Here is a 22,718-nt window from a genome sequence, read left to right on the forward strand (position 1 = left end):
CGGGGTCGAGGTGTTCCTCGTCCGGGGTGTCCGACCGCCAGCTCCACCGTGACGGTGAGCCGGGCGGCCGGTGTGTCCCCTGGTACATCTGCCGAAGGGTGCTGGCTACTCAGCGAGCTTGGCGATGGCCTGGGCCCAGAGGAAGTACTTGTTCGTGCCGAGGTCACGCACCGTCTTGATGTTGAACGCGGCCTTGAGGTGCTCGGCGTCGGCGGCGCTGACGCCCTGCAGCGCATCCACCGGCGCGTCGGCCAGCTCACTCACCGAAGAAGCCTCGAACGCCTTGTCGACCTTGGCTGCGATGTCGCCCATGTTCACTCCTGAGAGTCAGGGCCCGCCGAGATGGCGGGCAATGGTGCAGATCTACCACCGTCAGCCCACCCCCGCACGCCCAACACCCCCGCGGTCAGTGAATCCCTAGCGACATCGCGCCCTTTCGGTCACTCAAATTCTCGGTAATTGCTGCGAGGGCGTCCGCTGAGCGTGCCGGCGCGACGTTCGCGGCCAACCCCGAACGGCAGCGAATTGGAGTGTTTCGCTCGGACGCGTGTCTCAGAATCACTCGCCCTCGGACTCACACTTTCGTCTCGTCGACCGAGGCGGAGCAGCAGTCCGGCCAACACCTTCAGTAGGCCAACTCGGGCGTCGGGCCCGAGCTGGCCTGGGGCCGGGACTAGCCTTGCTGGTCCTCTTGGCTGCCTGCGTCGAAGCCCTCGCCGCTCGCCGACGCCTCACTCGAGGTGTCGGCGTTGTTGCCGACCCGTTCGTCGGCCATGTCTCGGCCCTGTTGGACCTGCTCGTCGAAGCGCCCCCCGGTCACAGAACTCGCCGCTTCGGACGCCCGGTCAAGACCCTGATCGCTCAGCCCTTCGACCTGGTCGCCGTGCTCTTCCATCGCCTTCTGGGCCTGTTCCTTGGCGTCATCGAACATGCTCATGGCACAACTCCTTCGCCGTTACAGCTTATGCGCCGGAAACCCGACGACCTTCCCATAGTGGACCCTCCGGCACAGACGGCGATAGGGAGCCCTTCGACATGGCTAAGAAATCCTATCCAGCAACCATGTCATTCGAATTCACAAGGCGTTCCCGCCCGAGCTCTGGCCAATACCCAACCGGACTCGGTCAGTGCCCGGCGCGCCCATCGTCAGTCTCTAGGACGAGCCCCCGTACTGCCGCCAGCGTTCCGGCTCAGGGAGGCCACGCCAGGCGTTTGCACCCGCAAGGGACCGCCGCCTCGGGGTCCGAGCGACCTGCCCGTTGCAGCCGCGATTCTCGGACGCCGGGCGCATCGCGCATGGTCGAGCACCAGGTGGCGGACGGCTGTCGCGCATCACCCGACGGATGACAAGCTGGTCGACGGTCGGCAGGTGAGGACTTTCTGTACTGGCTTAAACGCGCCTGCGGCGCGAAGAAGCGCGGGACCCCGCGATGGGGACCCCGCGCTCCGGCGCTGGCGCGCCTACGCGCACCCCATCGCACCCCGCGCTTCAACATGGGGAGGCGCGCGCCCGGTCGAAGCCTTCTCGATGGTCGGCTCGACGATCATTGGGCGCGGACTCAAGCACCTGGACGCGGAAGGCCCCAGCGGTCGCCGCTCGGGCGCAGTCCCACGGAGGACCACTGCCCACCTGGAGCGGCCGGCGCAGTCGACGACCCGCGTCGCTGAGTCCCCGTAGCGCTTTCTGCGCGTCACCACCCAGCCAAGTCCGTACCGATCAATGCGCCAACCCGCGGGGCTGAGTCGTGTCCCCCCGGTGTCCCCCGCGTCCCAAAACGCCCACCCGCCAAGGGCGCCGAGGTAACGCATGCACCGCACCAGGACGACCACGACAACGGCCCCGCACCTGTTCGCAATGAGAAGGTCAGGGGTTCGAATCCCCTCAGCTCCACCGATGAGAAACCCCGTCCCACCTGCGGAAGCCGCGGGAGGGGCGGGGTTCTCTCTTGTCATCCGCCCGTCTCCAGCCGATCGGTCCCGACCGGGCCCGCTGAGCTCCCCGGGATTGATGCAGGCCCGAGGGCGTGCGGAGGACGTGGGTCGATGACGTAAATCATCTGTTTCGGTGCGGATCGGACACGTCGGGACCTACGGTGCACTCGAGTGCTCACCGATGCGCTCCGGCCCGCCACGGTGGCCCGTTCCAGGGGAGATGCACCGGCCGCGGCCGGTGGGGTCGAACCCGGGCCGCGCTGCAGTCGTAGAGGTCTGTCTGCTCCCCGTCGAAAGGCCACACCGTGCCGCTCCAGTCGTCTCAGGACCTCCTCCCCCGTCAACGCCGAAGGCTCAGCACCTCAGCCGTGCTCGCACTCTCGGTGGGACTCACCGCGGTCGTGGCCGCCGGCCCCGCGACCGCGAGCACCGTCGCCACCCCGTCTGCGACCACTCTGCAGACGGTTGCCGCTGCGCCGTCCGTGCCGCTGCACGCCACGGCCGTGCTGACCGGCCCGGGGCAGGTCAAGGTCACCTGGACGGCACCCAGCAGCGCCGGCTCGAGTCCGATCACGGGTTACTCCGTCACCTACTCGACCGGCCAGTCGGGTGGCGGGCAGGGCGTGTCCTCCACCGCTCGTACCGCCGTGTTCAACGGCCTCCAGACCGGCTCCACCACGTACACCTTCTCCGTGTGGGCCACCAACGCCGCCGGTGACGGCCCGAGAGTCACGTTTCCGCTGTCCGTCGTCGCGGTGCCGACGTCCCGACCGACCCAGACGGTGTCGCGCACGACGGCCACGGGAGGCGACCACCTGACCATCTCGGGACGCGGCAACCCCGGCGCGCGGCTCACCATCGAACGGGCCCTCCCGGGCCAGGCGTACAAGACGATCGCGGCCGTGAAGGTCGATGCCGCAGGCCACTACGCCGACACGATCACCGTCCTCCGCACGGCCACCTACCGCACGCGCGGCGCGACGGGCCTGCTGAGCCGGACCAACACCGTCGTCGTCCACAACCGCATGGTCTTCACCGCCGTGCGCGATGGGTTCCGCACGTACACCCTCGGCGGACAGACCCTGCCGGCGGTCAAGGGACAGCGGGTCAAGCTCTACAACAAGAACGTCAACGGCACCTACTCGCTGCTCGCGATCGTCCTCACCGATCAGTACGGTCGGTGGTCCTTCACCCACCGCTACAACTTCACGCGGACGTACACCTTCAAGGCCGTCTCCGTCGCGACGCCGTTCAATGCCTCGGCGGCCGCACTGCTGTCCGTCAGGGTTCACTGACCCCTGACGACACGGGCAACCCCCGAGTCGGCGAGGGCGCAGGTCCGGAAAGGGTTTCCGGCCTGCGCCCTCCTCACGTGCAGGGGTGACGAGCGACGGGAACCGACGCCGGCACGATGCGCGATCGGGCGATGGGGCGCGATCCCCCAGGGGCTTGGCAGACTGGCTCGATGACCGACGTCGTGGATCTGGACGAGAAGTTCGCGCTCTTCTCCGAGCTCTGGTCGCCCAAGCTCGTGTCGCGACTCAACGACTACGAGGTCAAGGTCGTCAGGCTCCGGGGTGAGTTCGTCTGGCACACCCACGAGGACACCGACGAGCTGTTCCTCGTCATCGAGGGTCGGCTGACCATCCAGCTGCGGGATCGCGACGTCGTGCTCGGGCCCGGCCAGTTGTTCGTGGTGCCGCGCGGGGTCGAGCACTGCCCGCGGGCGGACGAGGAGGTCAGGGCACTGCTGCTCGAGCCCGCAGGTGTCGTCAACACCGGGGATGCCGGCGGAGACCTGACCGCGCACGTCGAGGAGATCTAGGCAGCAGCCGACGCGGCCGGCATCGCGGCTGTCTCGGCGGCGGGATCGGTGGCCCCTCCGGTCAGCGCAGCAGGGCCGGTTGGCGCGCCGGGTGTCGGCTCACCCCCGGGCCACGGCGAGAGCGGGAGCCCCCACCGGGCGCAGGGTGACGCGGTCGCCCGGGGCGAAGTCGGCCACCGCGGCACTCGGCACCTGGACGAGCACCTGCTGGAGGTCCTCGCCGGGGCTGACGACGACCCGGCCCTGGGCGCCGAGGAAGCTCGAGCTGATGACGACCGCCGATCCCTGTGCGTCCTGGGTGACGGTGAGGTGCTCCGGCCGGATGAGCACCGTGACGGTCCCCTCCGTCGCCGAGCCGGGCAGCAGAGGGAGGCTGGCCCCGAGCGCCTCGGCGGTGGTCCCGCGGGACGTGCCGACGACGCGGTTGGTCAGCCCCACGAAGTCGGCGACGAAGTCGTCGGCCGGGCGGGAGTAGAGCTCCTGCGGCGCGGCCAGCTGCAGCAGCTTCCCGCTGCGCATGACCCCGACCCGGTCGGCGATGGCCAGCGCCTCCTCCTGGTCGTGCGTCACGAAGAGGGTCGTCGTGCCGACCTCGAGCTGGATGCGGCGGATCTCGTCGCGCAGCTGCGTGCGCACCTTGGCGTCGAGGGCCGAGAGCGGCTCGTCGAGCAGGAGGACCTGCGGCTCGATGGCGAGGGCCCGGGCCAGCGCGACGCGCTGCTGCTGGCCGCCCGACATCTGGTGGGCGTACTTGTCGACGTGGGCCGACAGCCCGACGAGCTCGAGCATCTCGGCCGACCGCCGGCGCCGCTGCTCGCTGCCCTGCTTGCGCAGCTGGAGGCCGAACTCGACGTTCTGGCGCGCGGTCAGGTGCGGGAAGAGGCTGTAGGCCTGGAAGACCATCCCCATGTCGCGCTTGTTGGTCGACACCTTGGTCAGGTCCTTGCCACCGACCTCGACGCGACCGGAGTCCGGGTCCTCGAGGCCGGCGAGACAGCGCAGCGCGGTTGTCTTGCCGCAGCCGGAGGGACCGAGCAGCGCGACGAGCTCTCCGGGCTCGAGGTGCAGGGTCAGCCCGTCGAGGGCGTTCACCCCCGAGTAGGTGCGGCGCAGGTCGGTCAGCTGCACGGCGACACCACGGGTCATGAGTTCTCCTTGCGGGAGTGGCTGCGGCCGCCGACGAACGACAGGCCGAAGAGGACGATGAAGGCGAACACCAGGGCGGCCAGGCCGACCGCGACGCTGATCTGGGCGTCGGACTTGCCGAGGAGGAACATCGCGACCTGGAGGTTCGTGCGGCTGAACAGGTTGGCGATGGTGAACTCGCCGAGAGTCAGGGCCACGGCGAGGAACGCCGCCGAGAGCACCGCCGTGCGCAGGTTGGGCAGCACGACCCGGACCATCACCCTCCCCCACCCGGCGCCGAGCGAGCGCGCGGCCTCGGAGAGGGTCTTGACGTCGATGGCCCGCAGGCCGACGTCGATCGAACGGTAGGCGTAGGGCAGCACGAGGATGACGTAGGCGAAACCCAGCCAGATCGTCGACTCACCGAGGAAGTAGGTCACCCACGAGTAGACGGGGGTGAGCCCGACGACGAGGACGATCGCCGGCACCGTGAGCGGCAGCAGGCAGAGGAACTCGACCGTGCGGGACAGGCCCGGCACGCGCAGCCGCACCCACGTCATGGTCGGGACGAGCAGCACGAGCATGACGACGACCGTCAGGACCGCGAGCCCCACCGACGCGGTGAAGCCGGCCGCGAGGTCGGGGTAGTCGCGGGAGATCCCCTCGACGTCGACGAGCTTGGCCCACGTCGCAGCGGTCCGGCGGCCCTGGGCGTCCTTGGTCGTGAAGTCGAGCATCCCGGCCAGCGGGGCTGCGAAGAACACCATCGACACGGTGACGACGACCCAGCGCAGCACCGACTGGCGGCGACGCCGCGTCGCCCTGATCCCGCTCATCGCGCGAGCCAGCGGGACGCGCGACGGTCGATGGCGGCGTACAGCGTCATGACCGCTGCGACGACGACGACCATGAGCAGCGCCATCGCCTTGCCGACGTTCTCCTGACCGAGGATGACCTCGGAGTTGAGCGTGCCGCCGATGGCGAGCGGGAGCAGCGGGGAGCCCTGCGAGACGAGCGCAGCCGCCGTGGCGTAGGCGCTGAAGGCGTTGGTGAACAGCAGCAGCAGGGCGCCGACGAACGACGGGAAGAGGATCGGCGCCGCCACCTTGCGCCAGTAGAGCCACGTGCTCCCGCCGAGGGTCTCCGCCGCCTCGCGCCACTGGGGACGCAGCCCCTCGACCGCGGGCAGGAAGACGATGAGCATGAGCGGGATCTGGAAGTAGAGGTAGACGAGCATGAGGCCCTTGTTCCACTCGTAGAGCCACAGGCCGCCGGTGTCGTCGAGCCCGGTCGAGGCCAGCACGTTCGTGAGGTAGCCGGTGGCACCGAACGTCGCGAGGAACGCGAAGGCCAGGGCCACGCCGCCGAACTGCGCGAGCACCCCGCACAGGGAGGTCGTGAAGCGGCGGAGCACCCCGTCCGGCTTGGCCGTCGAGACGGCATACGCCAGCAGGGCCCCGATGACGGCCCCGGCCACGGCCGTGACGGCCGAGAGGATCAGGGAGTGCCAGAGGGCCGAGGTGACGGCCGGCTGCGCCAGGGCGCGGATGTTGGCCAGGCTCAGGGCACCCTGGCCACCCGGTCCGGTCGCGATGAACGCCCCGACGACCACGACGAGCGTCGGGACGATGAGGAACACCGTGACGTAGACGAAGAAGGGGACGACGCCGAGGAGGGCGCCCGACGGTCGACGACCGGCGAGCGCCCCTCGGCGGGCGGTGTCAGCCAACCGCGTTGGCCCACGACGTGGCGAGGTAGGCCTTGCCCGACGTCGCATCGGCCTGGGTGGGCACGACGGGGGTCCCGCTCACCTTGGGCAGCGCGGCAGCCGCGGCGGCGTCGAGCGAGCCGGCCTTCTGCATCGCGTCGAAGCGGACCGGACGGGCACCGCCCTTGAGCCAGAGGTTCTGGCCCTCGTCGGAGTAGAGGAACTCCTGCCACAGGCGTGCGGCGGCCGGGTGCGGCGCGTCCTTGTTGATGGCCTGGTAGTAGTAGCCGGCGATGACGGCGCCGTCGGGGACGACGACCTTCCACGTCGGGAGCTTCGCGGTGGCGGCGGCGTTGAGGTAGTCCCAGTCGATGACGATCGGGGTCTGGCCGGACTGGATCGTCGCCGGCGTCGGGTCGACGGGGATGAAGTTGCCGGCGGCCTTGAGCTGCTTGAAGAAGTCGACACCCTTGGTGAGGTCACCCGCGGTGCCGCCCTGGGCGACGGAGACCATCTGGACGCCCGCGAACGCGGCACCGGCCTTCGTCGGGTCGCCGTTGAGGGCGACCTTGCCCTTGTAGGCCGGCTTGAGCAGGTCGGCGACGCTCGTGATGGCCGGGACCTTCGAGGAGTCGTAACCGATCGACATGTAGCCGCCGTAGTCGTTGACCCAGGCGCCGTTGGAGTCCTTGAACGAGTCGGGCACGTCGGCGAAGGTGGCCACCTTGTAGGGCGCGTACTTGGCGGTGTTGGCGAGGGCCACGGCGGCACCGAGGTCGAAGACGTCCGGAGCCGTCGACTGGCCCTTGAGCCGGTCGGCCGCGGTGATCTCGTCGGCGCTGCTCGCGTCGGGCTGCGCGCTCGTGACCTTGATGCCGTACTTGTCGCCGAACGCCTTGATGATGGCGCCGTAGTTGGCCCAGTCCGGCGGGAGCGCGATGACGTTGAGGGCGCCCTCCTTCTTGGCCGCCGTGACGAGCGCGTCCATGCCCCCGAGGTCCGCGGCCGACGTGGCGGTCGCGGCGCTCTTGCCACCGGCGCCCGTGCTGGTGTCGGAGCTCTTCGTCGGGGCCGAGCAGGCGCTGACGACGAGCGCCGAGGTGGCGACCAGCGCGAGCAGCCCCGTGGAACGGCGCAACAGGCCAGAGTGCATGCGAATCCCTCCAAGTGTTCGTGTGCCCGAAGCGGGCTGTTTCGAACACTAGGGGTAAGGCAGGCCCCGTGCCCACGACTTCGGCCCCGACTTCGTCCGTGTTCATCTGGGGCACTTGAACATTTCATGACCAACGGTCGGCCCGTGTCTGATATGTGACCCGCGCTCGAGTCTCGTAAACGCACATAACGGACACATCGGCAACTCGGAAACTGCAGTCAACTGGCAGGAAGAACTCATCCACTTCACAGACTCCGGCCGCCACCATGTGCCCACCCGGTACCCGAAACCAGGGAGTCGGCCGGACCCACCCAGAGAGGAACTCCATGGGCACTCGACGTTCACGGCGCATGGCCACGTCCACCGCCTCAGCCGCCGCGCTCCTGACCGTGGCGACGGCCTTCGCCGCCTCGGCCGCCGTCCCGGGCTCGGCGGCGTCCGCCCCGTCCGCGGCGGGCGCAGGCGTGAGCAACCCGTACTCGCCGGCCTACGGCCACTCGTACCGCCACGGCGCCGTCCCGACGCGCGAGCTCAACACGCAGATGCATCGTTGGCAGGCCCAGCAGCGGGCCGGGACGACCTCGGCCAAGACGCTCTCCTACGGCGGGGGTGTCGACGGCATCGGCGTCACGGACGGCGCGCCCAAGGTCTACCTCGTCTTCTACGGGAGCCAGTGGGGCACCCAGGGCACCGACGCGAAGGGCAACCTCACCTTCAGCGGCGACCCGAAGTCCGGCGCACCGGTCGTCCAGAACCTCATGAAGGGCCTCGGCACCGGCGGCGAGGCCTGGTCCGGCGTCATGACGCAGTACTGCGACGGCGCCGGCATGGCGCGCGGCGTGACGAAGTGCGCCACCGGCGCCACGCACGTCGGCTACCCGACCGGCGGGGCCTACGCCGGGGTCTGGTACGACAACTCGGTGGCCTCCCCCTCCAGCGCCACCCAGGCGCAGCTCGGGCAGGAGGCCGTGAAGGCCGCCTCCCACTTCGGCAACACGTCGGCCGCGAGCAACCGGAGCGCCCAGTACGTCATCCTGTCGCCGACCGGCATGCACCCGGACGGCTTCAACACCCCCAGCGGCAACTTCTGCGCGTGGCACGACTGGAACGGCGACGTGGGCGTGTCCTCGACCGTCGGTGACGTGGCCTTCACGAACATGCCGTACGTCATGGACATGGGCGGGAGCTGCGGCCAGAACTTCGTCAACGCCGGCTCCGCCGGAACGGACGACGGCTACACGATCGTCGAGGGCCACGAGTACGCCGAGACCATCACCGACCAGAACCCGGCCGGTGGCTGGACCAACCTCACCTCGCGCACCAACTCGGGCCAGGAGAACGGCGACGAGTGCGCCTGGATCGCCCCCGGGACGACCGGTGGTGGCGGCAACGTCACCATGGGCAACGGGAGCTACCCGATGCAGGCCACGTGGTCCGACGACACGAACCGGTGCGACCTGAGCCACGTCACCGTCGGCTGAGCCACCACGACCGACCCTGACCACACGGCATACGCCGTCAGGTCGGGACGAAGGCCCCCGAGCACCGCTCGGGGGCCTTCGCGTTGCGCCCGGTGCCGGGTCAGTGGCTCTCGCGCGCCACGAGCTGCTCCCGCAGCCGCCCCACGAGCGCGTCAGCCGCGAGATCGGTGGCCAGGGCGTCCGTGACGAGCTCGGCCTGGGTGCGCGGCGACATGCCGTCGACGGGCTGGTCGCGGTCCAGGTTCGTCGGGAAGGCGTAGCCCTCCGCGCTGGCGGCGACGACGTTGGCGACCTGACGCCCGGGCAGGCCGTCCGCGCGCGCCGAGAGCAGGGCCGGGTAGACCGCCTCCACGACGCGGGCCCGGTCGACGGTCTCCATGGCGCGCCCGAACGCCGAGCTGACCTGCAGGAGGTTGGCCATCCGGCGCACGTCGCTCGTGCGGTTCGTCCCGGCGGCGTGCAGGAGCGCGGGGTTGAAGAAGACGGCGTCGCCGGCGGACAGCGGGAGCTGCACGTGGTGGGCGACGAAGTACTCCTGGAACTCCGGCTGCTGGTAGGCGACGTAGCCGTGGGAGTACTTCTGGCTGTGCGGCAGGTAGAGCGTCGGGCCGGACTCCACGGGCATGTCGACGTGCGCGACCGCGCCCTGCAGCGTCAGCGCCTGCGAGAGGGCGTGGACGTGGGCGGGGTAGGCCGCGCAGGTCTCGGCGGACTGGAAGCCGAGGTGGTAGTCGCGGTGCACCGTCTGCCCGGCGCCTCCGGGGTTGACGACGTTGAGCTGCGAGGTGACCTGGTAGCCGGGGCCGAGCCAGGCCTGGGCCGCGAGCGCGACGGCGTCGTTGGCGTAGTAGTCGACGAACGCGCCGGGGTCGGTGACGGCGAGCTTCTCGAGGGCGTTCCAGATGCGGTCGTTGGCGCCGGGCTTGGCGAAGTGGTCACCGGCCGTGGCGCCGCTGGCCCGCTGCTCGACGATCATCCGCTCGAAGGCCGCGGTGGCCCGGGCCAGGGGTTCGGCCTCGAAGGCGCCGGCGAGCACGACGATCCCGGGCCCGTCCGCGAGGGCGCGGGCGAGCTCCGCCTGCAGGTCGCGCCGTGCGGCGTCGTCCGCTGCCGTGTGCCGCACCGTGGCCCAGTCGTAGAAGAGCACCTGCTGCTCGACGCGGGTCGCGTGGGGGTACTCGGCGAGGTCGGTCTGCTCGGCGAGCACCTCGAGCAGGTCGGGCAGGCGGGCGTCCTCGGGACGGATCCAGCGCGTCTGCGAGCTGGTCGACGTGACGGTCATGGTGCCCTCCTCGGGCGGAACGGCGCACACGGGTCCGACAGCGTGGACGGTGGCGGGGTGGTGGGGTGGATGCTTCAAGGATGCGGTCGCGGCAGCGGCGGACCAGCCGCCGAAAGACCTCAGAAAGACCTCAACCGCGACCGTGCGGCAGTAGGCTCCGGCGCATGGCTCCAGGGCGGTCGACCTCGCACCGCGTGCGCGACATCGCCGAGCAGTCGGGCCTCTCGGAGGCGACGGTCGACCGGGTGCTCCACGGCCGACCCGGCGCCAGTCCGCGGGCCGTCCGGGCCGTCGAGCGTGCCGTGCTCGACCTCGACCGGCAGCAGACCCAGCTGCGCCTGGCTGCCCGCACCATCCTGCTCGACGTCGTCGTCCAGGCGCCGGCGCGCTTCAGCTCCGCCGTGCGGTCAGCGCTCGAGGAGGAGCTGCCGGCCTTGCGTCCGGCCGCCGTGCGGGCCCGTTTCCACCTGCAGGAGAACGCCGACGTGGCGGCCGCCGTGGAGATCCTCGACGGACTCGGCCGTCGCGGTCGCGTCTGCCACGGCGTCGTCCTCAAGGCGCCGGACGACCCCCGGGTGGCCGGAGCCGTCGGACGGCTCGCCGAGCGCGGGATCCCCGTCGTCACGCTCGTCACGGACGTGCGTGAGAGCGCGAGGGTGGCCTACGTCGGACTCGACAACGCCGCGGCCGGCGCCACGGCTGCCTACCTCGTGACCCAGGTGCTCGGGGACCGACCCGGCGACGTCCTGCTCACCCTCAGCCGGTCGTCGTTCTTCGGCGAGCGGGAACGAGCCGCCGCCTTCGGTGCGGCCCTCACCCGCCTCTCCCCCGAGCGGCGCGTGCACACGATCACCGACAGCGACGGGCTCGACGCCACGATGGGGGCGCTCGTGTCCGACCTGCTCGTGGCCCAGCCGGACGTGCACGCCGTCTACTCCGTCGGAGGGGGCAACCGCGCCATCGCGGATGCCTTCCGGTCGGCCGGACGCCCGTCGACGGTCTTCGTCGGCCACGACCTCGACGAGGACAACCTCGAGCTGCTGCGCTCCGGCGTGCTCACCGCGGTCCTGCACCACGACCTCCACGCCGACATGCGCAACGGCGTCCGGCAGGTGATGCGAGCGCACCGCCTGCTGCGGGGCGCCCCCACGTCGGTGGCGGCCAACGTCGAGGTCGTCACGGCATACAACATCCCTCCCCGCATCCGCGTGCGGTGACGCTGAGGTCTTTCTGAGGGGTCGCGGTGCTCCCACGACCACCATCGCCCCGGCACGCTGGGGCCATCAACCGGGACCACGACGTCATCGGTCGCCTCGGCGGAACGGCGTCGCTCGTGTCGCCCCACCTTCGCTTCGAGGAGAACCATGCGCCTTGGTCTGATCGGACTCGGCCGGATCGGCTCCTTCCACGCCGACACCCTGTCCCGGCTCCCCGCCGTCGAGTCCCTCGTGGTGACCGATGTCGTCCCCGCCGTCACGAGGAGCGTGGCGGAGCGGGTCGGAGCCGACCACGTCGACTCACCACAGGCCCTGTTGGGCAGCGGCGTCGATGCCATCGTCATCGCCGCCGCCACGACCGCCCACACCGAGCTCATCCGGGCGGGGGTCGACGCGGGCATCCCGGTCTTCTGCGAGAAGCCCCTGTCGGGTGACCTCGCCGAGGCGGTCGAGATCGCCCGCTACGTCGCCGACGGCGCAGTGCCCGTGCAGGTGGGCTACCCGCGCCGCTTCGACCCGGCCTTCGCCGCGGCCCGCGCCGCGGTCGAGTCCGGGGGGCTCGGCTGGGTCCACACGGTGCGTTCCACGACCCTCGACCCCGCCCCGGCGCCGCGTGCCTACCTCGAGACGTCCGGGGGCATCTTCCGGGACTGCAGCGTGCACGACTTCGACACCGTCCGCTGGGTCACGGGCCGGGAGGTCGTCGAGGTGTATGCCGCCGGCAGCGCCCGCGGGGACGACCTCTTCGCGGAGCTCGGCGACGTCGCCACGGCGGCCACCGTGCTGACCTTCGACGACCGCGCGACCGCCATCGTGTCGAACACGCGGTTCAACCCGCGCGGCTACGACGTCAGGCTCGAGCTGCACGGCACGGGCGACAGCGTCGCGGCCGGGTGGAGCGACAGCACGCCCCTGCGCAACCTCGAGCCGGGAGCGACGTGGCCCGCCGGACCCCCGGCGACCTTCTTCATGGACCGTCTGACCGCCGCCTTCCGTGCCGAGCTGCAGGCGTTCACGGACGTCGTCGCCGGGCACCGGAGCTCGCCCTGCACCGCCGAGGACGCCCTCGCCGTCGCCTACATCGCCGAGGCGGCCACGCTCTCGCTCCGTGAGCACCGACCGGTGCGCGTCGACGAGGTGCGCCACCCGTGACCCGAGGCGACGACGAGAGACCTCGGACCGAACCGTTGCGGCTGGGGCTGCTCGGGGCGGCGCGCATCACCGACCTGGCCGTCATCAAGCCGGCCCGGACCACCGGAACCCGCCTCGTCGCCGTGGCGGCCCGGGACCGGTCCCGCGCGGCGGCCTTCGCCGACGCGCACGGCATCGAGCGGGTGCACGAGTCCTACCTCGACGTCATCGACGACCCGGAGGTCGAGGCGGTCTACAACCCGTTGGCCAACAGCCTGCACGCACCGTGGAACCAGGCCGCCCTCGCCGCCGGGAAGCACGTCTTCACGGAGAAGCCGTCGGCGAGCAACGCGGCCGAGGCCGAGGACGTCGCCGCCCTGGCGCGCACGACGGACCGACAGTTCTTCGAGGGGTTTCACTACCTCTGGCACCCGCTCGTCCCGCGCCTGCACGAGATCCTCGCCAGCGGCGAGATCGGGGAGCTGCGGCACGTCGAGACCGTCATGGACATGCCCGCACCCGCCGCGTCCGACCCCCGCTGGTCGCTCGGGCTCAGCGGCGGAGCCCTCATGGACCTCGGCTGCTACAGCCTCCACTCGCAGCGCCTGCTGGCCCCCACGCTCGGCGGCGAGCCCGTGCTCGTCAGCGCGACGGGCGGCGAGCGGGCGGGGCATCCCGGTGTCGACGAGTGGCTCACCGCCGAGCTCGAGTTCCCGAACGGCGTCACCGGCACCGCCGGCTGCAACATGGCGAGCGACCACCACCAGATGAGCCACCGCCTCATCGGCACCGCCGGCGAGGCCACGATCGTCGACTTCGTCAACCCCCACGACGACGACCGGCTCGTCGTCACCACGAGGGCGGGGCGCCGGACCGAGCACCTCGGACGGCGCTCCTCCTACACCTACCAGCTCGAGGCCTTCACCACCGCGGTCCGCACCGGGGTGCCCGCGCGCACCGACGCGGCCGACGCCGTGCTCACGATGCGCCTCATCGACCAGTGCTACGCGGCGGTCGGGATGTCACCGCGCCCGTCGCACTCCGACACCCCCTCCGGGAGCGACCTCCGATGACGACGCCCACCGACGAGCTGATGGCCACCTGCTGGACGAGCGCGGGCGACGCCGCCTCCGACCGCCCGGACCTGCGCAGCCCGCACACCCTGCGCGACCGCGTCGAGGCGGTCTCCGCGGCCGGCTACCGGGGCTTCGGCCTGCTGTCCGACGACCTGCCGGCAGCCGTGCAGGACTACGGGCTCAAGGGGATCCGTGACCTGCTGGCCGACAACGGGATCGTCCACCTCGAGCTCGAGGGCATCCCCTGGTGGTGGGACGAGGGCGCCCGACGCGCGGAGTCGGACCGCGTCCGCCACCTCCTCCTCGACGCGGCCGAGGTGCTCGAGCCCCGGCACCTCAAGGTGACCCCCGACGGCGACGACGGGCCGTGGGACCGCGAGGTCTGGGCGTCGCGGTTCGCCGGGCTCTCCGACCAGGCCGCGGCCGTGGGAGCGCGCCTGGGCATCGAGTTCTTCCCATGGTCCAACCTCAAGACCCTGCACGACGGCCTGCAGCTCGTCGCCGATGCCGGGCACGAGGCCGGAGGCGTCATCATCGACATGTGGCACGTCGCACGCGCCCACACCCCGGTGGTCGACCTCGCAGCCGTGCCACTCGACCGCATCGTCGGGGTCGAGCTGAACGACGCCGACGCCGACGTCGTCGGGACCCTCTTCGAGGACACCGTCCACCGCCGCCGGTACTGCGGCGAGGGCAGCTTCGACCTGACGGGCATGATCACGGCCCTGCGCACCGCCGGCTGGGCTGGGCCCTGGGGCGTCGAGATCCTCTCGGACAAGCACCGCTCCCTGCCCGTCGGTGAGGCGCTCGAACGCGCCGCCGCGAACGCCAGGATCGTGCTCGACGTGGCCGCCGAGAAACGCGGTTCGTCGGGAATCCGGCCACCACTGAAGCCGGCCGGTCCAGTGTTCGCACGGTGACGGCCTACGGGTCGCGCGGGCTGCAGCACTGGCCATCCGGCGGCCGGTGCTGCAGCCCTCCCGACGACGGACGGCCCGGGCGGGTGCCCGGGCCGTCCGTCGTTGACCAGTCGCGTCAGTGCATCAGGATCGCTTCGTGCTCGTGCCCTGGATGCAGCCGGCGCCCGTCTTGGCGAAGTCGATGTTGCTGAACTCCTCCTGAGTCAGGTAGTGGCGCTCGTTGATCACCTGGTTGTAGAGCGAGCCGGGGGTCCCCTGCGTCGGCCCGTACGTGTAGGCGCACTCGTCGCCGTTCTCGTAGCCACTCGCGTCGTACCAGCCCGTGTTCACGTCGGGGTCGGTAGCCGCTTCCATGATCTCGTGGCTCGTCGGGCTGATCTCGGTGTCGGCGTCAGGGTTGCCGTTCGGGGTCTCGATGACCTTGTGGCCACGGGCCTCGCTACCGCACGTGTAGTGCGTCCCTGAGTGGTACACCGGGAAGGGCATGTTCGCGTAGACCATGCCATTGGAGTCCTGGCTGTGATACGCGCAGAATGCAGCCGTCGGCTGGTAGTTGATGGTGCACGCATTGACGTTGCCGTCCGTCGTCGACCCCGGGCTGAAGCAGCTCTCGACGTGCTTCGGCAGGAACATCACATAGATGTGGCCGTAGTCCCGAGGCAGGTGGCGGGCCGTGACGACGCTCTCCGTCTCGGCGATGACCTGGGCGTCGTCGATGCACGCGTCATAGCCGGAGTTGTCGGCGTAGATGCCCTGCGTGTCGGTGGAGGCCACCTGGCAGCCGTCGGCGGGAAGCGCGTTCGTGTCGACCACGGCCCTTCGCACGTCGACGTCGTAGCGGCTCTTGCCGTTGGAGCCGAAGTACTCGTTGAGGGTGGCGAACACGTTGTTGCGCGAGCCGCTGGCCTCGGAGACGTCCTTGAGGTAGCGGTTGATGATGCCGCCGTAGGCGGGATCCATCGCGTGCCCCGGGGGCGTCCAGAAGATCGGCGTGATCGTCAGCGGTCCGGTGGAATGCGTCGACATCACCGGGCCACCGTGGTAGATCAGTGGCGGCTTCCCGACCGCGGGGTCGCTGTCGATGTGGACTGCGCTGGAGTGACCCACGGCGCAGCCGGTGGCGGCAGACACGGCATGGTCGATACCGCCGATCCGACCGACCTTGGAGGCTCCTGCGCTGGCGCAGCCGCTGGGCGCGGACGTGGGCGTCTGAGCCGACGCGCTGGTGGCGGTCAGGCTCAGGCTCGTCAGGAGGCTCGCTGCCCCGACGGCCAGCACGACCGTCAGGCGACGGCGCAGAGGTAGTGCTCTCTTCACGGTTGGTTCCCCTTTTGACACGTTCGCGCGGCCATCACACGTCGCGCTGCCCACCGCCCACGAGAGTGGGCGTCGACGGACACGTTGGCCGTTCGTACTGACCCTGTCAATAGAGGCATAAACATGCTGACCAACGCTTTACTCGGAATTCGGAGAATGTCCCGTAATTTGCATTTTCTTGTCGAATTCTGTGAATTCTCCGAATGAAAGCAGAGTTTTCCATGTGTGTTCGAGGAGCGCGTTCCCGCGGGGTAGCAGCGCAGCCCCGCGACCCGGCATACGGTGTCGGGCAGGAGTCTCGGGACGAACGGGCCCGTGACCCAGCCGGATCGGAGCGACGTGAGATGAACCGTGACGAGCTGCGCGCGGTGCAGGAGCCGCTCAAGGCGCGATACCGCGAGGACCCGGAGTCCGCGGTGCACCCCGTGTCGGCGAGCGCCGTCTTCGGCGAGCCGGTCACCGTGGAGGTGCCCAGTACCGCGGGCACCGTGCGGGCGGGCCTGCACCCCGCGGCGGGTGGCGACGGCTCGGACGCCTGCTCCGGCGACATGCTCATGGAGGCCCTCGTGGCGTGCGCCGGCGTCACTCTCCACGCCGTGTCGGTGGCGTTCGGCGTCGAGCTGCGCGACGTGTCGCTGCGGGCCGACGCGACGTTCGACGCCCGCGGCACCCTCGGCGTCGACCGGGCCGCCCCCGTCGGCGTGCTCGGCACCCACGTCGTGGCCGAGGTGTCGACCGACGCCGACGACGCGACCCTGGCCCGGCTCGCTGCCGCGACCGAGCGCTACTGCGTCGTGGGCCAGTCCCTGCGACAGCCGCCGACGATCGAGGTGCGGCGCCGGGCACCGCTGGAGCGCTAGGTTCGTGCCGTGAGCCGAAGCGTCTACGTCGCCTCCCCGGAGGGCCTGACGGGCAAGTCCGCCGTGGCCCTCGGCCTGCTCGACGCGCTGCTGCGCGAGGTCGGGTCGGTCGGCGTCTACCGCCCGCTGACGACGCTCGGCGGCACCGGTCCCGACGACGAGGTCGACCACATCGTCGAGATGCTGGTCAGCCAGCCGGGCGTCGACCAGACCTACGACGAGGCCCTCGGCGTCACCTACGCGCAGGCCCACAAGGACCCCGACGAGGCACTGCACCTCATCGTCGAGCGGTTCGGGGCGCTGAGCGCCCGCTTCGAGGTCGTCATCGTCCTCGGCTCGGACTACACCGACGTCTCGACCGGCACCGAGCTGTCCTTCAACGCCCGCGTCGCGGCCAACCTCGGCTCGGCGGTCGTGCTCGTCGTGCACGGCCGCGACCGCACGCCCGACCAGATCCGCGTCGCCGCCGACAGCGCCGTCACCGAGCTGCGCGCCAACCACGCCCAGACCGTCGCCGTCGTCGCCAACCGGGTCGACCCCGACGACCTCGACGAGGTGCGCGCGATGCTGGCGACGCTCCCCTTCCCCGTCACGGCGGCCGTCCCCGAGAACCCCCTGCTCTCGGCGCCGAGCTTCCGGGCGCTCGCCGACTCGATCGGGGCGCGGCTCGTGCTCGGCAGCGAGTCCTGGATGGACCGCGACAGCCTGGGCCTCGTCGTCGCCGCTATGAGCCTGCCCAACGTGCTCGCCCGGCTCGGCCCCGACGTCACCGTCATCGCGCCGAGCGACCGCACCGACCTCATCCCGGGACTGCTGCTCGCCCACCAGTCCGGCACCTTCCCGACCCTCGCGGGCATCATCCTCACCGGCGGCTACCCCATCCCCGAGACGATCTCGCGCCTGTCGGCGGGAGTGCAGCAGGACCTGCCGATCGCCCTCACCGACGACGGCACCTTCCGCACCGCCGAGCGGCTCATGCAGGTGCGCGGCCCGATGACGAAGGGCTCGCGCAACAAGATCGAGACGGCGCGAAGGCTCTTCTCCGAGAGCGTCGACCAGGCCGCGCTCCTCGCGGCGATCGACGTGTCGGCCTCCGAGGTGCGCACGCCCCTGATGTTCGAGTTCCAGCTCATGGAGCGGGCGCGGTCGGACCGCAAGCACATCGTGCTCCCCGAGAGCCAGGACGACCGCATCCTCGAGGCGGCCGACATCCTGCTGCGCCGAGGCGTCGCCGACCTGACGCTCCTCGGCGACGAGACCAAGGTGCGGGCCCGCGGCTCCGCGCTCGGCCTCGACCTCGACGGCGCGGCCGTCGTCTCCCCGACCGAGCCCGAGCTCGTCGAGCGCTTCGCGCAGGAGTATGCCGTCGCGCGCGGTCACAAGGGCATGACCCTCGAGCGCGCACGCGAGGTCGTCACCGACATCTCCTACTTCGGCACGATGATGGTGCACCTCGGCCTCGCCGACGGGATGGTGTCCGGCGCCGTCAACACGACGGCGCACACCATCCGGCCCGCGCTCGAGTTCGTCAAGACCGCCGAGGGCGTCAAGACCGTCTCCAGCGTCTTCCTCATGTGCCTCGCCGACCGGGTGCTCGTCTACGGCGACTGCGCCGTCATCCCGGACCCCACGGCCGAGCAGCTCGCCGACATCGCCATCTCCTCGGCGCAGACGGCCCAGCAGTTCGGCATCGAGCCGCGCGTCGCGATGCTCTCCTACTCGACGGGGTCGAGCGGGTCCGGGGCCGAGGTCGAGAAGGTCCGCGCCGCGACGGCGCTCGTGTCCGAACGGGCGCCGGAGCTCGCGCTGGCCGGCCCGATCCAGTACGACGCGGCCATCGACCCCACCGTCGGTCGGGCCAAGATGCCGGACTCCGACGTGGCCGGCCACGCCACCGTCTTCGTCTTTCCCGACCTCAACACCGGCAACAACACGTACAAGGCCGTCCAGCGCAGCGCCCACGCCGTCGCGGTGGGGCCCGTCCTCCAGGGGCTGCGCAAGCCGGTCAACGACCTCTCCCGCGGCGCCCTCGTCGACGACATCGTCAACACCGTCGCCATCACCGCCGTGCAGGCGCAGGGCGTCTCGGCCGAGCAGCAGGGAAGCACCCCGTGACGCACGCCCCCACCGACCGCCCCGTCCTCGTGCTCAACGCGGGGTCCTCGTCGCTCAAGTACCAGCTCGTCGTCCCCGAGTCGGGCGAGCTGCGCGCCGCCGGGATCGTCGAGCGCATCGGCGAGTCCGGCAGCGAGGTCGCCGACCACGCGGCCGCGCTCGAGGTGATGGGCGCGCAGCTGCGCGACGACGGCGTCCACCTCGACGACGTGGCGCTCCGGGCGGTGGGGCACCGGGTCGTCCACGGCGGCCCCGACTTCTCCGCGCCGGTCGTCATCGACGACGCGGTGCTCGAGCGCATCCGGCAGCTGAGCGCCCTGGCGCCGCTGCACAACCCGGCCGCCGTCATCGGCATCGAGGCGGCGCGGGGGCGCTTCGACGTGCCGCACGTCGCGGTCTTCGACACCGCCTTCTTCTCGTCCCTGCCGGCCGAGGCGTCCACGTATGCCGTGCCCCGCGACCTCGCCGCGAAGCACTCGATCCGCCGCTACGGCTTCCACGGCACCTCGCACCAGTTCGTCGCGCAGGCGACCGCCGACCTGCTGGGTCGCCCCCTGACCGACCTGCGCCAGGTGATCCTCCACCTCGGCAACGGCTGCTCGGCATCCGCTGTCCGCGGCGGGCACGCGGTGGACACCTCGATGGGCCTGACCCCCTTGCAGGGACTCGTCATGGGTACCCGGTCCGGCGACGTCGACCCCGGACTGCACGCCTACCTCTCCCGCGAGGCGGGGATGTCGATCGACGAGATCGACACGGTCCTCAACAAGAGGTCCGGCGTGCTCGGGCTCAGCGGGGTCAACGACTTCCGCGAGCTGGTCCACCGGGTCGAGGCGGGTGACGACGCCGCGCGCCTCGCCTTCGACGTCGTCGTCCACCGGCTCAAGCACTACGTCGGTGCCTACCTCGCGATCCTCGGCGGTGCCGACGTCCTCGTCTTCACGGCCGGCATCGGCCAGCACTCCGCCCCGGTCCGGGCGGCCGTCGCCGACGGGCTCGGCGAGCTCGGCATCGCCGTCGACCCGGCACGCAACGGCGACGGGTCGACCGGCGCCCGCATCATCTCCTCCGACGACTCCCGGGTCGTCGTGGCCGTCGTGCCGACCGACGAGGAGCTCGCCATCGCCCGGCAGACGGCCGAGCTCGTCGGCTGACGAGGCGGCACCAGCGCTGCGCCGTTCGAGGTGTGGTCGGCTCTGACGCCGGCGGGGCGATCACCTCGACGCGTGCTGGGCCTCGAGGTACTCCCGCAGCGAGGTGGGCCGGCGACCGGTCAGGCGTTCGACGTCGCCGCTCACGCCGTCGAGCTCCCCGGCCGCGACGGCGGTGTAGGTCGAGACCCAGGCATCCACCTGCCAGTCCGGTGCCCCGTAGACCGCGCGCGACGCATACGCCTCCTCGAGGGTCTCGTCGTGGAAGCGCACCTCGCGTCCTGTGACGTCGGTGATCGTCTCGGCCATCTCGGCGAACGTCAGGGACTCCGGCCCGGTCAGGTCGTAGGTCGCACCGGCGTGCGCGTGCGGGTCGAGCAGCACGGCCACGGCGACGCGGGCGATGTCGTCGTGCGAGACGACCGCGGCGCGGCCCTCACCGGCCGGTCCCCGGACGACCCCGTCGTCACCGACCATGTGGTCCATGAACTCGAGGTAGAGGTTGTCGCGGAGGAAGGTCCACGCCATCCCCGAGTCACGCAGGTGCTGCTCCGTCGCCGCGTGGTCGCGGGCCAGGGTGAACGTCGCGTCCGGCGCGGCGCCGAAGAACGAGACGTAGACGACCTGGCGCACGCCGGCCGCCGCGGCCGCGTCCACGAAGGTGCGGTGCTCGTGCAGCCGGTCCTCGCTCTCGGCGGCCGAGACCATGAAGAGCGTCTCGACACCCTCGAGCGCCGCTCGGGCCGCATCGGCCTCCCGGTAGCTGCACGGTGCGGCAAGAGAACCCGCAAGGTCAGGGGCCCGCGACACGTCACGCACGAGCAGACGCTGCGCCACCCCGCGTCCGGCCAGGTCACGAGCGACGAGACCGCCGAGCCAGCCGGTCGAACCGGTGACGGCGAGGGACGGGGACCCGGTCACGGCAGCGCTCATCTCCCGAGCGTACGGCGGGTGATCCACCGGAAGGCGGCCACGCGGCATACGGTGTGGTCGTGACCGACAACCCCGCCGCCCCCTCCGGCGCGCCTCGCGAAGCGACCCTGCCCGTCCCCAGGCACGAGGGCGACGCCGACCACCCGCTCACGGACCCCGCGCCGAGCACGAGCGACGAGCTGTCGGGGGTCGAGGTGTCGGGGGTCGAGGTGTCGGGGGTCGAGTTGTCGGGGGTGGAGGCCGCCGCGGTGCCGGCGAGCATCCGGGTGGCGAGCGAGTGGGCCTGGCGGCTGCTGCTCATCGGTGCTGCGATCTACCTGCTGTCGATGGTCGTGCGGTCGGTCTCGGAGATCATCGTCCCTGTCGCCATCGCCATCCTGCTGACGGCACTGCTGCGACCCGTCACGAACTGGCTGCACAGGGCGATGAAGCCGGGGGCCGCGGCCGGGCTGACCGTGCTCGGCACGATCGTGCTCGTCAGCGCCCTCTTCACGCTCGTCGGAACGCAGTTCAGCAGCGGCTTCTCCGACCTGACGAACCAGGTCGCCGCCGGTCTCGAGCGCATCCGCGACTGGGTGCGGGCGACGTTCAACATCACCGACGCCCAGTTCGACCAGTACTTCAACACGATCCGCGACAAGGTCAGCCAGTCCGGCAACCTCGGCGACACGGCCACGTCCGTCGGGCTCACCGCCACGCACTTCGTCGCGGGCCTGTTCATCGCGCTGTTCTCGCTCTTCTTCTTCCTCTACGAAGGCCCGCGCATCTGGGGCTGGGTCGTGCGGCTCTTCCCGCGCGCCACGCGCGGCCACGTCAACTCGTCCGGCTTCATCGCCTGGCACCAGCTGTCGGCGTTCGTGCGCGCGACGATGATCGTGGCCTTCGTCGACGCCGTCGGCATCTCGGTCGGCGCGGCGATCCTCAAGGTGCCCTTCGCCTTCGCGATCGGCATCCTCGTCTTCATCCTGGCGTTCATCCCGATCGTCGGTGCACTGCTCTCCGGCGCCGTGGCGGTCCTGCTCGCCCTCGTGGCCCACGGCCCCGGCGTGGCGCTCATCATGCTCGCGGTCGTCATCGGCGTGCAGCAGGTCGAGTCGCACGTGCTCCAGCCGTTCCTGCTCGGCAAGGCCGTCAGCGTGCACCCGCTCGCCGTCATCCTCGCCATCGCGACGGGCTCGATCATCGCCGGCATCGTCGGTGCGCTCGTCGCCGTTCCCTTCGCGGCCGTGCTCAACGCCGTCGGCAAGCACCTCTTCAGCGACGAGTCCGAGGACGACCTCGACCGCGAGCTCGAAGCCTCGGCTGACAGCGGAGGAGCCCCAGCCCACGCCTGAGCGCGCCGCGGCCCCCAAACCGACAGCCCCGGCACCCCAGAACCGCCGCAGACAGCGCCGCGGCCCCCAAACCGACGGCCCCGGCACCCCAGAACCGCTGAACCGCCCCGGGATGTCGGGAGACTCCAAACCTTGGGAAGGTTGGAGTCATGCCAGGG

The 22,718-nt window shown here is 71.0% G+C and carries 20 protein-coding genes; 11 read left to right on the forward strand and 9 right to left on the reverse strand.

Translation table 11 applies throughout. The annotated features are described in order from the left end of the window. Window positions 1-105 precede the first annotated feature (105 nt). Complete coding sequence (locus TAE01_RS14640; RefSeq protein WP_147067550.1) at window positions 106-312, reverse strand: hypothetical protein; 207 nt, start codon at window positions 310-312, stop codon at window positions 106-108. Between the two features lie 361 nt (window positions 313-673). Further along, window positions 674-937: an antitoxin gene (locus tag TAE01_RS14645; RefSeq protein ID WP_246111373.1), complete on the reverse strand. Its 264-nt coding sequence runs from the start codon at window positions 935-937 to the stop codon at window positions 674-676. A 1,363-nt stretch (window positions 938-2,300) separates the two neighbouring features. Between TAE01_RS14645 and TAE01_RS14650 the strand changes: the two genes are divergently transcribed. Continuing rightward, window positions 2,301-3,227, forward strand: a complete 927-nt coding sequence (locus TAE01_RS14650) for a fibronectin type III domain-containing protein (RefSeq protein ID WP_186815223.1) — start codon at window positions 2,301-2,303, stop codon at window positions 3,225-3,227. Window positions 3,228-3,397: 170 nt separating this feature from the next. Further along, window positions 3,398-3,757, forward strand: coding sequence for a cupin domain-containing protein (locus TAE01_RS14655; RefSeq protein ID WP_147067552.1), 360 nt, complete (start codon window positions 3,398-3,400; stop codon window positions 3,755-3,757). 99 nt (window positions 3,758-3,856) lie between these two features. Here the strand turns inward: TAE01_RS14655 and TAE01_RS14660 are convergent, their stop codons facing one another. From TAE01_RS14660 to TAE01_RS14675, 4 genes are read right to left on the reverse strand one after another with little or no spacing between them, the layout of a single operon-like run. Then, window positions 3,857-4,903 carry an ABC transporter ATP-binding protein gene (locus TAE01_RS14660; RefSeq protein ID WP_147067553.1) on the reverse strand — a complete coding sequence of 349 codons (1,047 nt, stop codon included), beginning with the start codon at window positions 4,901-4,903 and terminating at the stop codon, window positions 3,857-3,859. Next, complete coding sequence (locus TAE01_RS14665; RefSeq protein ID WP_147067554.1) at window positions 4,900-5,718, reverse strand: ABC transporter permease; 819 nt, start codon at window positions 5,716-5,718, stop codon at window positions 4,900-4,902. Before TAE01_RS14665 ends, TAE01_RS14660 begins: the two co-directional genes overlap by 4 nt. After that, window positions 5,715-6,611, reverse strand: a complete 897-nt coding sequence (locus TAE01_RS14670; RefSeq protein ID WP_246111374.1) for an ABC transporter permease — start codon at window positions 6,609-6,611, stop codon at window positions 5,715-5,717. The genes TAE01_RS14665 and TAE01_RS14670 overlap by 4 nt, the downstream gene beginning before the upstream one ends. Further along, on the reverse strand, window positions 6,604-7,743 hold the full coding sequence (locus TAE01_RS14675; protein WP_147067556.1) for an ABC transporter substrate-binding protein: 1,140 nt from the start codon (window positions 7,741-7,743) through the stop codon (window positions 6,604-6,606). The genes TAE01_RS14670 and TAE01_RS14675 overlap by 8 nt, the downstream gene beginning before the upstream one ends. A 350-nt stretch (window positions 7,744-8,093) precedes the next feature. On the opposite strand from TAE01_RS14675, the gene TAE01_RS14680 reads away from it, so the two are divergent. Then, the gene (locus TAE01_RS14680; RefSeq protein ID WP_147067557.1) at window positions 8,094-9,224 is read left to right on the forward strand and encodes a hypothetical protein; all 1,131 of its coding nucleotides are present in this window, start codon (window positions 8,094-8,096) and stop codon (window positions 9,222-9,224) included. 100 nt (window positions 9,225-9,324) lie between these two features. Here TAE01_RS14680 and TAE01_RS14685 read toward each other — a convergent pair whose 3' ends face one another. Continuing rightward, the gene (locus tag TAE01_RS14685) at window positions 9,325-10,506 is read right to left on the reverse strand and encodes a phytanoyl-CoA dioxygenase family protein (protein ID WP_147067558.1); all 1,182 of its coding nucleotides are present in this window, start codon (window positions 10,504-10,506) and stop codon (window positions 9,325-9,327) included. A 164-nt stretch (window positions 10,507-10,670) separates the two neighbouring features. Between TAE01_RS14685 and TAE01_RS14690 the strand changes: the two genes are divergently transcribed. The 4 genes from TAE01_RS14690 to TAE01_RS14705 all read left to right on the forward strand — a co-directional run bounded on the left by TAE01_RS14690 (window position 10,671) and on the right by TAE01_RS14705 (window position 14,850). Beyond that, window positions 10,671-11,723, forward strand: coding sequence for a LacI family DNA-binding transcriptional regulator (locus tag TAE01_RS14690; protein WP_147067559.1), 1,053 nt, complete (start codon window positions 10,671-10,673; stop codon window positions 11,721-11,723). 147 nt (window positions 11,724-11,870) lie between these two features. Further along, entirely contained in the window at window positions 11,871-12,875 is a 1,005-nt protein-coding gene (locus TAE01_RS14695; protein ID WP_147067560.1) for a Gfo/Idh/MocA family protein, read from the forward strand. Next, on the forward strand, window positions 12,872-13,927 hold the full coding sequence (locus tag TAE01_RS14700) for a Gfo/Idh/MocA family protein (RefSeq protein ID WP_147067561.1): 1,056 nt from the start codon (window positions 12,872-12,874) through the stop codon (window positions 13,925-13,927). The genes TAE01_RS14695 and TAE01_RS14700 overlap by 4 nt, the downstream gene beginning before the upstream one ends. Continuing rightward, window positions 13,924-14,850: a sugar phosphate isomerase/epimerase family protein gene (locus tag TAE01_RS14705; RefSeq protein WP_147067562.1), complete on the forward strand. Its 927-nt coding sequence runs from the start codon at window positions 13,924-13,926 to the stop codon at window positions 14,848-14,850. Before TAE01_RS14700 ends, TAE01_RS14705 begins: the two co-directional genes overlap by 4 nt. A 123-nt stretch (window positions 14,851-14,973) precedes the next feature. On the opposite strand, the gene TAE01_RS14710 is transcribed toward TAE01_RS14705, so the two are convergent. Continuing rightward, window positions 14,974-16,167, reverse strand: coding sequence for a hypothetical protein (locus TAE01_RS14710; protein WP_147067563.1), 1,194 nt, complete (start codon window positions 16,165-16,167; stop codon window positions 14,974-14,976). Between the two features lie 344 nt (window positions 16,168-16,511). On the opposite strand from TAE01_RS14710, the gene TAE01_RS14715 reads away from it, so the two are divergent. From TAE01_RS14715 to TAE01_RS14725, 3 genes are read left to right on the forward strand one after another with little or no spacing between them, the layout of a single operon-like run. Next, the gene (locus tag TAE01_RS14715) at window positions 16,512-17,027 is read left to right on the forward strand and encodes an OsmC family protein (protein ID WP_147067564.1); all 516 of its coding nucleotides are present in this window, start codon (window positions 16,512-16,514) and stop codon (window positions 17,025-17,027) included. A 9-nt stretch (window positions 17,028-17,036) separates the two neighbouring features. Then, a complete protein-coding gene (gene pta / locus TAE01_RS14720) occupies window positions 17,037-19,142 on the forward strand; it encodes a phosphate acetyltransferase (RefSeq protein WP_147067565.1) in 2,106 nt (701 codons plus the stop codon). Next, a complete protein-coding gene (locus TAE01_RS14725) occupies window positions 19,139-20,296 on the forward strand; it encodes an acetate/propionate family kinase (protein ID WP_147067566.1) in 1,158 nt (385 codons plus the stop codon). The genes pta and TAE01_RS14725 overlap by 4 nt, the downstream gene beginning before the upstream one ends. 60 nt (window positions 20,297-20,356) lie before the next feature. Here the strand turns inward: TAE01_RS14725 and TAE01_RS14730 are convergent, their stop codons facing one another. After that, entirely contained in the window at window positions 20,357-21,226 is an 870-nt protein-coding gene (locus TAE01_RS14730; protein ID WP_186815224.1) for an SDR family oxidoreductase, read from the reverse strand. Between the two features lie 59 nt (window positions 21,227-21,285). Between TAE01_RS14730 and TAE01_RS14735 the strand changes: the two genes are divergently transcribed. Further along, entirely contained in the window at window positions 21,286-22,560 is a 1,275-nt protein-coding gene (locus TAE01_RS14735) for an AI-2E family transporter (RefSeq protein ID WP_246111375.1), read from the forward strand. Window positions 22,561-22,718 lie beyond the last annotated feature (158 nt).

Origin of the sequence: Terrabacter aerolatus, assembly GCF_007991735.1 — a bacterium.
GTDB classification, from domain to species: Bacteria; Actinomycetota; Actinomycetes; order Actinomycetales; family Dermatophilaceae; genus Terrabacter; species Terrabacter aerolatus.